This window comes from Hyphomonas oceanitis SCH89 (assembly GCF_000685295.1).
In the GTDB taxonomy this organism is placed as follows: Bacteria; Pseudomonadota; Alphaproteobacteria; order Caulobacterales; family Hyphomonadaceae; genus Hyphomonas; species Hyphomonas oceanitis.
Map to the genome: position 1 here is coordinate 1 of NZ_ARYL01000001.1, position 13,248 is coordinate 13,248.

The window sequence follows — 13,248 nt, forward strand, 5'->3', positions numbered from 1 at the left end:
CACAAGGGCGGGCAGACCGGACGGTTACGGTGAGCGGGAAGTTTGCGGTGATTGAGCGGCAGCGGGATTTTACGATTGTGCCCTGGCGGCAGGTACTGGAGCAGCGGCGCGGGATGGCGGTGTCGGGTGTTGTCCGAGGGGGTAGGGTTTCGTGGGCGTTGGGACGTGGGATTGGAATCGCGGATTGATTCCACGAAAAGCGACCTGAGATTCTCTAAGCTGCCACTCCAAACACATGTGTTGCCCCCCTGAGTATTCGTTCGCTTAGACAAGAGGATCGCCCAGGTTTGCCCCCCCTTTCGAACACTCACATTGTCTGAACCATGCAAAGATCCCTTGGCCAGCACTCAAAAGAACGCCACAAGCGATAACTTCGTATCACATACACTCTTCTCACTCGACTGTTTGCTAAGAGAGATATGCATTCTATTAGATACCATCGTTGTGGTAGCAAAGATTCGCAATTTTTCAGCAAGAACCGGGTGAGAGACCAAATGCCGAGGAAACGCAAAAAACAGGTTGGTGAGGCGCGACCATCAGATTGGCACCAACTTGGGACAACGCTGTGGCGGCGATTTGCAACACCATTTGGTAATCCGACCTATGTCAGCTTCTTTCTGGTTTCGATGGGGATGGGCGCGATAGGCATTTGGGTCGCAATGGCACAGACGTTTTCGGCTCCCAATGCTGAGTTTGGGCCCACGCCACTGCTCGCATCGCCAAATGTATATCAATCGATTCTCACATTTTTTGCTGCAGTTGGGTCAGTTTCTTGCGTTCAGCTGCTGATTACCGAAGACACAAACAAGCATCTGCGTTCTTTCGCCGTGCTTATGCTCCTCATGTTTTTCTCAAGTGCTGTTCTCTGCGCGTACTTGAATTCTCAAGACTTTGCGTTTGATCGAACCCTCCTGCTGGTGAGTACCACCTTAGCCGTGGTCATCTGGTGGATTGCAAACTGGGAAGACGGAAAGTTCGATCAACCAAACGCCGACGTGTCGCTCGGTGGCTCCACTGATGAAGAAGCTGCCGGTGATCTCGGGGAGTTTGTGGTATGAACGCCAAACCTGAACCATGGTTCTCGACGCACGCAATTCGTATCGAACAGCCATTGGGCATTTTCTATGCGGTGGCCATTCCTGCGAGGATGCTGCTCGATATTACCTATACTGATCGGCTAACGGCCGTTCAGGAGGGCGATACATACAAGCTACGAGGCTCGCAGCGGGAGTTGCGGGAAAACCGGCTTAAAGAGATAGGCCGCTATATCGGCACAACAGAAGCTGCCTTTCCGAATTCGATCATTCTCGCAGCAAATTACTCTCTTGATGATGGATTGATAGTCGAGGACGAGAGCCGCCGTTGGCATATTGAAGAAATGGACGATGATGATTGTCTCCGGCTAGTAATCCCCACAAGCGACCGCCTTGCCCCTGTCATTGACGGCCAGCATCGGCTGTTCGGTTTCACCGAAGCGCCGTCGGACCGATTGGACATGCCTGTGCTCTGTTCGGTCTTTATCGATCTCCCGAAACCATATCAGGCCTATCTTTTCGCAACGATCAACTCCACCCAGAAGCCCGTCGACCGGAGCCAGACTTATGAACTGTTCGGCTACAACATCGATGATGAGCCAGCTGAAGAATGGTCACCTGAAAAGCTTGCCGTGTTTCTTGCACGCAAACTAAACACTGATCCAGGCAGTCCCTTTGAAGGAAGAATACGGGTCGCCGCCGAGAATGATTTTTCCCTGTCTCGCGCAGAAGCGCGACGGGAAGGCCGATGGATGGTTTCCACAGCCACGATTGTTGACGGCATTACGCGCCTTCTGACGACCTCTCCAAAGCGAGACGCAGATGCTTTGCGGACGGGCAAACAGCGAGCGCGAGAGCATCTGAAGTCGGAAGGGCGGAAGGACAAGGCGCCGCTTCGGCAGCTATATCTCGATGTGAACGATAAGGTCGTTTTGAGTGCGGTCCGTAACTTTTTCAATGCGGTTTTCAGAATATGCGGTAGCGACCAGGCCCCGGACAGCTATCTAACCAAGACTGTCGGCATTCACGCCCTGTTCGACACATTGAGGATCTTGGCGGCAAGCGCACTCGAGGAAAAGAACTTCTCGGAAGAATGGTTCACTCGGCGTCTTGAATCATTGGGCGACATGAATTTTTCGATCCCTGAATTCCAAGAAGCGTCCGGTCAAGGCAGAACGCTGATGAAGAATGTCTTGTTCACGGTAATTGGCCTTGAAACCAATATGAACGAGGAAAAGGTGGAGGAGATCAATGCCCTCATCGCTAAGGCAAGGGAGTAGCCTCTCCAAGCATAGATTGAACTCTTGTCGCCACATTGGCTGTTGGAGGGAAACTAAGATGCCCGCAACCCGTCGCTGGAAATTAGGAATGCCAGACCAAACAACTCTCGGTATGACGATTGCCGCAATGACCGATTCCCGGCAACCCTACCGATCATGACGACCGGAAATAGCGATTTGAAGCAATCAGATGAATTGGGGGCGCAAGAAGGTTGCGCGGCACCCAATTTCCCGAATCGCTCGACACATCCGAGAATGACGTCATCGGCCAGCTCTATCTGCCGGCCTTGCGGGCAGCACAGCGCTACGACCGAGGTGTTGGCTACTTCACCTCTGGCTGGCTGTCTCTTGCCGCAGAGGGACTGGCTGCCCTAGCGGAGAATGGTGGGAAAATGCGGCTCATCACGAGCCCACATCTTTCCGCGGAAGACTGGAGCGCAGTAAAGCAGGGCGAAGATGCAAAGTCGAACCCCACGATCCTCACCGCCCTCAATGCAACCCTTGATGAGTTGGAAACCGCTGCGAAGTCCCGGCCACTGACCTTTCTTGCCTGGATGATCGCAGACGGTTTGTTGGACATGCGGATTGCAGTCCCAACCGCCAAGCTCACCGGCGATTTCCACATCAAGATTGGTGTCTTCGAAGATGAAGCAGGTGACTTCATTGCCTTCAATGGCTCGCCAAATGAGACGGTTGGCGGCATCCAGAACTTCGAAAAGCTGCATATTCACCTCGGCTGGACAAAGGATCGGGATGCCGCCCACGCGCAATCCATTGCGAATACCTTTCGTCGCCTCTGGGACAAGCATGATCCAAATGTTCGGTGCTATGAACTGCCAGACGCCATCCGGAAACGCCTCGTCCGATTTACGAAACAGAGCAGCCGACCATACCAACTCCCGAGGCGAGGAGGCACGGCCACACCTAGCATGTGGCGCCACCAGGACGAGGCACTGAGTGCATTCCTCAAAGCACGAGCGGGTGTTCTGGCCATGGCGACGGGGACTGGCAAAACCCGAACGGCGCTCAAGATCGACGCAGAACTGCGTGAGCGTGATTTGGTCTCTTCAACGATCATCGCAGCCTATGGTACAGACCTCCTGGATCAATGGCACAGGCAGCTCATCGCCCATGATGGGCTCGTATTCAGAAATTATGACGGGCATCAGGAAGCCGATAATTTCTGCATCGCACGCCGGCCCGCCTGCCTCCTGATTAACCGGCGAAATCTCATCGATGTGATTCCGCGGCTCTCCCCCGAAAAACTAGCCCGATCACTGATCATTTGCGATGAGGTCCATGGCTTCGGCGAAGCCGGACTGGTCGCTTCACTTGAAGGAAAGATACGCCCCTTCCCGTACCGACTGGGTCTGAGCGCGACACCAACCCGTGAGTATGACGAGGACGGCAACGAATTTATAGAAAACGAGATCGGCCCGGTCATCTTCCGGTTCGAGATTCATGAGGCTATCCGGCGCGGCATCCTCTGTGAACTCGACTACCATCCCATCGAGTACCAACTGACCGCAGACGACCGTGCCGCTCTGCAAGCCGCATGGGCAAAACAGAGCGCGCGGGAACGCGAGGGCCAGACAGATCGCAAACAGCTCTACATGGATCTGGCAAAGGTCAAGAAACTATCGCGCGCCAAGATTCCACTGTTCCGGGACTATCTGGACAGGAACCCTGATATCCTGAATCGATGCATTATTTTCGTTGAACAGGCAGATTTTGGAAAAGACGTTCAGGATGCCCTGACGGGGCTCCGGATCGAGTATCACACCTACTACGGGGATGACGACCGCGATAACCTCAAAAAATTCGCGGACGGCAAACTCGACTGCTTGATCGCCTGTAAGCGGATCTCTGAAGGGATCGACATCCAGTCGGTAAGTAATATCGTTCTGTTTGCGACCGCTAAAGCTCCCATCGAAACCGTGCAGCGGGTCGGGCGCTGCCTGCGTAACGACCCGGGAAATCCCGACAAGCGAGCAACGGTTGTGGATTTCATCAAGGTAGATGATCCCGATGATACGTCCACTCCGCCGGGCCCCCTTTCCACCGACGAAGCCCGCCGGACCTGGTTCCAGGAACTCGCCGCGGTCAGACGCCAATCCGATAAGGAGGACTGAGAATGACGCATGAAGCCGTGGAAGCTGCCGTCAGGGACATCTGCAGGGAAGACCGAATGCCGTCCGACTACGAAGCACGGCTTGGCGCGCTGATCGCGAATGCCATGCGGAACAACCTCGACAAGTCTGACATCGAAGACGTTTTGCGCCTGATCCCGACAGACGAGGCCGGACATGAAGATTAGGATCAGCGATTGGCGCTATGAAAATTTGCGCATCGGCGCTGGCACCGAAGAAGTTACGCTTGGCACACCTCCTAAGCGCTGGTCGCTCATTCAGATGCCCAACGGCACTGGCAAGACGACCACAATGGCTTTGATCCGCGCTGTACTCGGCGAAGAGGCGCTCAATGCTAGCCAGGTTCGAGCCTTCCGTGCCAATGATGAGGTGACTGAAGGCAAATTCGAGCTCGGGCTTCTTGTTGAAATGGCACTTGGCGAACCCGCTGTAGAGCACAGGCTGACGGCGGATTTTGATTTCGCAAACGGCAGCTGCACTTATTCAACCTTGCGGCCAGCTATGCGCAGTGGCGGTCGGGAACCTGGCCGCGTCCTGCCCGACGAACTCCAGCATCTTCTGAAGCCCGACTTCATCAAGCTTTTTGTTTTTGACGGCGAACTCGCCCGTGACATACGGCAAACCAACAAACGCGCCGCAGACCAGGCGATCCGCACGCTTTACCAGCTGGATGAAATCTCGAACCTCCGACAGCGCGTCAGCGAATTCGTCAAAACAAAGCAGGACCAGACGCGAAACACGACAGGCCGAACTCAAAAAGGCGTAACACAAGCGCGGCGGGCTCTCGAAGCGGCGGAGGAGATGCTCAAGCGGTTGGAAACGCAGCTGCAGAGCAAATCGGCAAATAAGGATACACTGGATTCCGAGCATTCCAAGATCCGCAAGGAGATCGACGAACACGTCGCCCAGAACAAGGATCTTGAGGAGCAACGTGTCGTGCTGGATGCACAAGCCGATGGCCTGAAAACCGATATTCAGGCGTCGGCGCGCGAAGCGCTTCTTGCTTTCCGCAACCCGGCAACACTTTCGTCCTCCGTCAGGGCCAATCTGACGCGGTTGGGCAAGGTGCTAACCGACGCTCGTCTTCCCAAGAGCCCTGCATCCGAATTCTTCGCTGAAATCGCCAAAGGAGGCGAGTGCATTTGCGGGCGGACGATTGGGGAGGCGGAGCGGCTCGCCTTGGAGAAGAACCGGGACCGCTACCTCGCACATGATCAGATCAATGCCATTGCGACTATGAAGACCCGCCTCAATCGGAGCGGAGACGCTGAAACCGATTATGTTACCGCCTCCCTCACACTTCAGGAAAAACTCGAAGACCAGAACATCAATCAGAAGAAGCGGGCCCGTCTGGAGCTGGAGGCAGAGGAACGCGGCGACAAGGACCTGGCAGACCTCAGGAGGCGTGCAGGCGTTCTTGAAGAAAGAATTGCGTCTCTCTCGCAAGAAATTGAGAAGCTGTCTGTTAGCGACGCGGCAAAGCAGGCTGCCCTGAGATGCGACGACACGAACAATGTTCCTCTTGCCCGGTCGAAGCGGGACGCATGCGAGATAACGCTCAGGGAAGTTTCTGACTCCTTCAAGTTGAGCCAGCAACGCGATATGCTTTTGTCGCAACTTCAAAGGATCGAGCAGCAATCCCTTGAGACGTTGCGTGAACTCATCCGGATTGAAACGAACAAACGCCTCGAAAAGCTAGTCCGGATGGAAGAACTCCGTGTCGCGCGAATTGACGGGGCGCTGGAACTGACGTCGGACAAAGTCGAACGGCGCGACAATGTCAGCGAAGGTCAGAGCCTGTCTGTCGCCTACGCCTTTCTGACGTCGCTTTTGTCGAAGGCCCCTTTCGACCTGCCCTTCGTCGTCGATAGCCCTGCCGTTTCACTCGATCTCGACGTAAGGCGGGAAGTGAGCCGGATCATTCCTAATCTCTTCAATCAGATGGTGCTTTTCGTAATTTCGAGCGAACGCGCCGCATTTGCCGAGACCTTTTATCAACGGCCAGACACACAGTTTGTCACGCTTGAAAAACGCCCGGACGGCGGCGTCGGCTGCCTGTACGGACTCGACGCATTCAAAGAACAGACCTCGTCGGGAGATGCAATATGAGCCTCCGCATGACCGAGGACATGTCCGCCTTTTTCGCGCGGATAGATCAATCCACGATCAAGGGCGTGTCATTTCTGGAGATCGACAAATACTATGCCTGCCTCATGATTGGCCTGAGGGCGGCTCAGATTGCGCCCGATCCAAAATACCGGGCATCCTTCCTCGCAGCCGGCGCAAAATTTCCGGACGCCTATTCCGATCACGACACCTATCTTTTGGGCCTACTAGTCGAAGCGGAAATCCGAAGGCGCCAGCTCGACCCCGACAACCGTGATCTCATCGAAGCCGAAACGGTCCGCCTGCTTGACCCGCAATCTCCCCTTGGTCTTAGCGACCAGGGTGTCGATCTAATGAACAAATATGCCGCCAAAGGCTTCGAACTTCTACGTGAGAAGATGGGTCCGCCTCGTGCGATCGAAACATTTCTCGTAACATATGCGGAGATATTCTGGAGGCCGGCCGGTCTCGGTTCATCCCAGCCGGCCTGATCTCAGCTTCCCGATACCTTGGGTGAACGCTGTAATCGCCAGTTCGATGTTCTGGTCTGTCGTGAACCGACCCAAACCAAGCCGGAATGCCGCCCGAGTGCGTGGTGACTCTCCGAACATTGCAACTAGAACATGTGACGGCTCTACCCGGTCCGTCGAACATGCGCTGGACGCGGAGAAGACTACATCATTGCAGAGTTGCCGCATCAGCGCCAGAGGTTCTACGCCTTCCGCCGAGAAGGACACCGTATTGGGCAGTACATGTTCCTGATCGCCATTGGTTCGAACGCCATCAATGCCTGACAGACCCGCCACAAGACGCTCCCGGCGTTTCGCGATGGCGACACAATCCTTTGATCGTTGTCTGGCGGCGAGGTCGAAGGCTTTTGCAAGTGCGACGATCGCCGGCGTGTTCAATGTGCCTGAACGCAAGCCGCGTTCCTGGCCTCCACCGTGGATCACCGGGGTAAGCTCGACTTGTGGCTTGCGGAGCCGGCGGTACAGAACCCCGATCCCCTTCGGGCCAAACATTTTGTGCCCCGAGAAACTTGCCATGTGGATATTTGAAGTTTGGACATTCAGTGATCGATAGGCCGTTGCCTGCGAATAGTCGGTGTGGAACAGAACGCCGCGCTCAGCACAAAGCTCCGCGATCTCTTCGATTGGTTGGACAATCCCCGTTTCATTGTTCGCCGCCATCACTGATACAAGTCCGGTCGTCTCGGTGATCTCGTCGCCAATGGCTTCGGCTGTAACGCGGCCGCTTTCACCAACAGGAATTCGCACCACGGACGCCCCGCAATTTGACTGAAGCCAATTCAGCGGCGCCAGGACAGATGGGTGCTCAATCGCCGAGGTGATGATCTTCGGCCTGCCAAGTTTCTTGAGGCTTGGAAATGCTCCGAGGAGGGCGAGATTGTTCGCTTCAGTGGATCCGGCGCAGAAGGTGATTTCAGGTGGCCGCGCACCAATCCCGGCGGCGATTACACCACGCGCCTCCTCGACAGCTTGCATGGCCGCCGCGCCTGCTACGTGCTCGCTGCTTGACGGATTGGCATGGAATTGCCGCATCGCGGCAGTCATCACATCGATGACTGCCGGGTCCATTTGTGTGGAAGCATTGTTGTCCAAGTAGACTGGGGACATCAGCCCTCATGCCCGACGGCCAGCAGGCGCGCAGCATCTCCCGGTGATTTCACGCGGACTGACAGGGCTGTGAGTCCCCGGTCGATATGGGCGCGAAGACGGCGGATCAGCTCGCGGTCGCTCACGTCTTCCCCGTCTTCTGTTTCCACCATTCTCAACAGTGTTGTGTAGATCGGCTGGTCGCCCCCAAAGAGCGTATAGGCATTGAACTCCTGCCCCTCTTCAACATCCGGGGCCGGTCCAACCTTGCCCATCTCAAACGATGTGGACATCGCCATACGGCATAACAGATTAGGCGTCAGACCCGCTCTCTGGCGCAAAACGCGCAGCCGACCCGTCGCTTCTAAAGAAACCTTGAACTTACTGATGTGCATAAGCCGCCTCCGGCGCTTGCTCGACAACTTCGGTCCATCTATTGCCCTGGCCGACACCGATCTCGTAGCGGCGCGCGACATAAGGTGACACGAGCTTATCGAGATCGGACGTCAGTTCTGAATCCGTACAAAGCAGGATGACCTGCCGACTCGCATTTGGAACATAGTCCTTGATCAACGCGCGCCGGTGCGCGCGGTCCAGCCTTGAAAGCGGCGTATCAATGATCATCGGCAAATCCCGTCCGGACGTCTGTCCAAGCGCCCAAAGCATCGAAATCGCAAAGATCTGGCGCTCACCCGCCGACAGGGCCTCCTTCGGGATTTCGACACCGTCTTCCCCGACAAGGGCAATTTCAAATGTGTGCGGATCGACCGTCACGTTCTCAAGCAGGCGTTTCTTTCGGATCAGGCCATTGAAGCAGTCGACGAAGTGCGTTGAGAGCTGCTCAATACGGCGGCCAAGAACACGTTTCTCATATGCGGCAAGCGCGGCCCTCGCCCTTTCGCCAAGATCAACTTTATGACTGGCAAGCGTTGCATCGAATTCAACATCAATCGCCCGTGATCGCTCCTTTTCGAGCTGACCGATACGGTTGCGCAAGGTCGCGGTCGCCTTTTCCCGTTCAGCAAGTTGCGCCTCGGCCCGGCCACGATCATATTCGGCGGCGCGTAGCACCTCAAGCGTTTCATTGGCCGCCGACTCATCGAAATTGCGAAGCTGTTTCTTGAGGCGGCTTTGCCGCTTCAGCGCCGTATCCAGCTCGCCAGCTAGCTTCGCAGCCTGCGCCCGCAAGTCATCATCGATGCACTCGATCCGACTGATAATCCACACCGGATCGGCATCCAGCTCGGATTCAGGCAAGCCTTCTTCTTCCTTGTCAAGGTACTGGCGAAGTGCATCGAAATGGCCCTTCGTCCAACTCGGGCGCTTACTCGCCTTACCAGCCTGCATCGTTTCGAATGCATCGAGGAACGCAACAATCGCGTCCTTGTTGATGCCTGCGCCTCCGGCTGCCGCGCGCTCCGCCAGGCGAAGCAGCAATTTTGGCGCAAGCCCCAGTGGCAGCGGGCTTTCAGCCAGGCGGCGAAGATCACCCCGCAACCAGTCAATCCGCTTTTCGACTTCCTTGATGGTTTGCTTGAGCCCCGAACGGTCCAACGCGACTGTACCACCCTCCGCATCAAAGGCCCGTTGCGCTTTGAGAATGCGCCGCTCCGCCCGGTCGCGATTGGCACGGTCCTGAGCCGCGTTCTCTTCGAGAATGGCAAGTTCTTCTCTTGCTTCCCGAAGGTCCCGTTCAATTGCAGCCACGTCTGGACCGGTGGCCGACGGGTTCCTTCGCGCCGTGTAGAGCGCCAGATCGCTTCGCAATTGATCGATCAGATCTAGCCCCAGAAGGGACCGGACCGCATCGCGTAGTCCGTCTGTAGACGCACCATCTGCTATGTCCTGAATTTTCTCACCATCAAAGAAGAAGAGCTGGGATATTCCCGATGGGATCATGTCTTCTAGATAGTGATCCCAGTCCTCTGAAGGCATATCATCGACCAGCTCACCGCCGCGCAAGAGCTCCATCGACTCGATGACAGACGCACCGCGCGCGGCCCACGAGCGCGTTACACAGTACTGCACAAGGCGGCCTTCCTCCGCCCGGGAAAACTCCAGCCTGACTGAGGCCGACCGTTCCGGCGCTAACGCGTAAATCCGCCTCAACAGGTAAGCCTCGTAATCGGAGCGAGCGACCCGAACGCCAAGAGCGCGCTTGCCATACAATGCCAGACGGACCGCCTCCAGAAACGTCGTCTTTCCGCCACCATTGTGGCCGCGCACGAGAATGACCGGCTTGTCTCCATTACGCCCCGGCGCGAGGTCGAATTGATTATCGCCGCCATAGAGTCCGAAATTTGTGAGCGCGAGTTTTTCAAGGATCATGACGCGTCCCTGCTTTTGCGGGCCGCATGCGCAGCCACGGCTTCTTCTTGGTCACGCCATTCACGTTCCATCACTGCACCAATCCGCTGATGCACTGATGACCGGCGCTTCAACCCGCGCACTGACCGTTCGACCTCCAGGAGTTGGGCAAGGAGTTCGGGAGGCACGTCATATTCCGCACATACCTCTTCCAGAATTTCCCCGTCGCTGCCATCGAACCTGTAGCCGTCATCATCTTCGACCGGCAGGGCGCGCCCCAGGATCTCAGATACATTCGTTGCAACAAAATCCTCCCACTCGCCGGCCTCGCTTCGCCATAGCCTGCGAATTTCCATGAGTTCGGCATCGTGAATCAGGACGGTCTTTTCTCCGGGCGGTGCGTTCCTGTTGACCTCGACCTGTGCTTCCAGAAGCTTCTTCAAAAATTCCTTGCGGTAGGACATCCGGTACGGCCCCGGAATGACGTCTGTACTGTCCGACTTGAACATGACGCGGCCATCGCGACGGCGATAATCCCTGTACTTCGACTTCTGCTCCGGATCCTGTGTCGCCGCAAGTTCGTCCCGCAGGTCGAGAAGGGGCTCAAGCCATGTTTCGCCATTGTCGATCATGGCCTCCATCGCCTTGTCCTTGGTGACGACGGTGCAAACCCAGCAACCAAATCGCGAATTGCCACAGCTTTCAGTATTCTTGTCGACGACCAGCGGGCATTCCCCTGCCTGAGCATTGCGGTACATCGCAAGCAATTGGCGATTATCGCCGCCCCACGGATTCTCGTTCTGCAACAGATAGTTCCAGACATCGTCCGTGCTGAACGCTTCAATCGGCGTGTAGACAAACGCACCCACGAGAGACGAATGTCGAGAGAGCGCGCTGTTCTTGATCCGGTGAAGCGACATCACCTGAGCGCGGGTTGCGCTCTCGGCCCGGCGCACGCCCAGCACCATGATCACCTCGCCAAACTCGGCGACCTTCTCCTTGATGAATGCATTTGCCGGATCAATCTTGAGCCGCTCAGTACACCACCGGAACCTGCGAGACGGTGCCGGGTAGCCCTTTCCCAGCAGATTGACCCAAAAGCTGTCAGATATATCGGGCACGACTTTGCGCGCTTCGATCGGCAAACCCTGGTCCGCGGCCGCCTTATTAATGCTGTCGATGGCCTGATTGATATACTCAACGATGACCGGCGTTTCGACCAGCGTATCAGAGCTTAGAACATAGATGGGCTTTTTTCTCTTCGTCTTTGGAAGTTTCGCGACGGCGTTCCAGATCATCTGCAAGGCACAGGTTGAATCCTTGCCGCCGCTGTAGCCGATAACCCATGGCCGATCATCACTCGCATAGATCGTGCGTATTTCCTCCAGAATACCCTCGATCGTACGCCCGTCATCTTCGGGACCAGTATCAATGGAATCGAACAACGTAGCCATCAGGCGGTCTCCATGTCTTCGAGCGATTCTTCGGCATGCCGACCCCGGTCATCGAGCTCCAGACCGACGGCTTTGCAAAGAACATTTGCACCAAGAAAGACTGCGCGCTTCTGGCCATTCATGCGTGCGCCATTCATCACACGCCCTTCCCAAAGAGAGGCGTTGCGCCGCGACCAGCTTACGGTTTTCAGTTTCGCGACGTGCGTTCGCCAGGTCTTTTGCTGTTCGCTTAGAAGCCGCCCCCCCAGAACACCGAGTGACTGCAACAACACGCCATGAGCGAGTACGGTATTCTGGCGCAAGTCGGAAGATTTCATTGTGCCCGCGTCCAGACGCTGCCACTCAGGCAGCACGTCGTAAACAGCGCGCCAGTAGGCAATCACCAATTCCTTTGTTTTATCTCCGAAACGGTCTGCGTCTTTTCCCGCAAGCCATTCGTTGGCTCTCTTCAGGCTCGACAATGTATAAAGCGCGGTCGCTCGATTGGGGATCGAGCTTCGTTCCAGATCCGTGAACCGCTGAAAAAAATCAACCTCGCTCAATAATTGGTTTGAAAGCTGTGACAGCGGATTTCTATGATCGAACAATACATTGAGAGAGCCGGAGGGGCGTACCGCATTCTTGTTCAGATCAGCAAACATTTGCTGGCTTCGAGTAAGACCGCGATCGGCAAAAATCACGACAGAGATGGACTCATTCTCCAGCTCAGGTCGTGTTTTCAATGCCTCTTCGATCGCTGCACGCCGATGTTGGCCATCATTCAGCAGAATGTGTGCATTCATGGGCACCGTGAGAATACCAACGTTCCTTAGCGACATCTCATCGGATGCGGGCTTGAATTCCAGATCTCCATCGACTGAAGCACACAGAGACGACAGGATGTAGTCATCCCAATTCGAAGCGAGATACTCCGCGATTTGCGGGACGCGAGCCTTCGATAAGACGCGTTGAGCGCGAAGATCTGGAGGCAGGGTCGCATCATCGAAACTGAAGATTCGCGGCACTTGCCCGAGCGGGATCATCACTGTGAAATACGGGTGGCCTGCCTGAACCCCCCGAATCGCGGAAAAAGAATAGTAGTTGGACATGAACTTCCCCTGACAATTGGAAGTTCGTGGAAGTCGATTTGGAAGTCAACCTATTTCACGCAACCTCAGGTCGCTTTCGGCGGCACTTCAGGTGCTTTGCAGCAGCCAAGCGAGACCGAGACCCGCACCGCATGGCTTTTGAGGGGCCTGCCGGGGCGGCGCTGGGGCACCCGAAAAGGTGCGAAAGGGCAGATAGCGTCGAAGATGTATCTC

General features: G+C 55.9%; 12 protein-coding genes. 7 read left to right on the forward strand and 5 right to left on the reverse strand.

Going from position 1 to position 13,248, the window contains the following annotated elements; all coding sequences use genetic code 11:
* The 7 genes from HOC_RS22885 to HOC_RS00035 all read left to right on the forward strand — a co-directional run.
* Positions 1–188 (forward strand): DUF3363 domain-containing protein (locus HOC_RS22885; protein ID WP_156950320.1); only part of this gene is annotated, 188 nt, incomplete at its 5' end.
* Between the two features lie 306 nt (positions 189–494).
* On the forward strand, positions 495–1,058 hold the full coding sequence (locus tag HOC_RS00010) for a hypothetical protein (protein ID WP_035534514.1): 564 nt from the start codon (positions 495–497) through the stop codon (positions 1,056–1,058).
* Positions 1,055–2,314 carry a DNA phosphorothioation-associated DGQHR protein 1 gene (locus tag HOC_RS00015; protein ID WP_051624363.1) on the forward strand — a complete coding sequence of 420 codons (1,260 nt, stop codon included), beginning with the start codon at positions 1,055–1,057 and terminating at the stop codon, positions 2,312–2,314. The genes HOC_RS00010 and HOC_RS00015 overlap by 4 nt, the downstream gene beginning before the upstream one ends.
* A 212-nt stretch (positions 2,315–2,526) precedes the next feature.
* Positions 2,527–4,446, forward strand: a complete 1,920-nt coding sequence (locus HOC_RS00020) for a DEAD/DEAH box helicase family protein (RefSeq protein ID WP_035534518.1) — start codon at positions 2,527–2,529, stop codon at positions 4,444–4,446.
* A gap of 2 nt (positions 4,447–4,448) precedes the next feature.
* On the forward strand, positions 4,449–4,631 hold the full coding sequence (locus HOC_RS00025; protein ID WP_035534521.1) for a hypothetical protein: 183 nt from the start codon (positions 4,449–4,451) through the stop codon (positions 4,629–4,631).
* Complete coding sequence (locus tag HOC_RS00030; protein ID WP_035534523.1) at positions 4,621–6,573, forward strand: coiled-coil domain-containing protein; 1,953 nt, start codon at positions 4,621–4,623, stop codon at positions 6,571–6,573. Before HOC_RS00025 ends, HOC_RS00030 begins: the two co-directional genes overlap by 11 nt.
* On the forward strand, positions 6,570–7,061 hold the full coding sequence (locus tag HOC_RS00035) for a hypothetical protein (protein ID WP_035534525.1): 492 nt from the start codon (positions 6,570–6,572) through the stop codon (positions 7,059–7,061). Before HOC_RS00030 ends, HOC_RS00035 begins: the two co-directional genes overlap by 4 nt.
* On the opposite strand, the gene HOC_RS00040 is transcribed toward HOC_RS00035, so the two are convergent.
* From HOC_RS00040 to dndB, 5 genes are read right to left on the reverse strand one after another with little or no spacing between them, the layout of a single operon-like run.
* Positions 7,044–8,207: a cysteine desulfurase family protein gene (locus HOC_RS00040; protein WP_277813031.1), complete on the reverse strand. Its 1,164-nt coding sequence runs from the start codon at positions 8,205–8,207 to the stop codon at positions 7,044–7,046. The genes HOC_RS00035 and HOC_RS00040 overlap by 18 nt on opposite strands.
* Entirely contained in the window at positions 8,207–8,662 is a 456-nt protein-coding gene (gene dndE / locus HOC_RS00045; protein ID WP_338390439.1) for a DNA sulfur modification protein DndE, read from the reverse strand. The genes HOC_RS00040 and dndE overlap by 1 nt, the downstream gene beginning before the upstream one ends.
* Positions 8,568–10,514: a DNA sulfur modification protein DndD gene (gene dndD, locus HOC_RS00050; protein ID WP_051624365.1), complete on the reverse strand. Its 1,947-nt coding sequence runs from the start codon at positions 10,512–10,514 to the stop codon at positions 8,568–8,570. The genes dndE and dndD overlap by 95 nt, the downstream gene beginning before the upstream one ends.
* The gene (gene dndC / locus HOC_RS00055; protein ID WP_084146046.1) at positions 10,511–11,947 is read right to left on the reverse strand and encodes a DNA phosphorothioation system sulfurtransferase DndC; all 1,437 of its coding nucleotides are present in this window, start codon (positions 11,945–11,947) and stop codon (positions 10,511–10,513) included. The genes dndD and dndC overlap by 4 nt, the downstream gene beginning before the upstream one ends.
* A complete protein-coding gene (gene dndB, locus HOC_RS00060) occupies positions 11,947–13,035 on the reverse strand; it encodes a DNA sulfur modification protein DndB (protein WP_035534530.1) in 1,089 nt (362 codons plus the stop codon). The genes dndC and dndB overlap by 1 nt, the downstream gene beginning before the upstream one ends.
* Between the last annotated feature and the right edge of the window lie 213 nt (positions 13,036–13,248).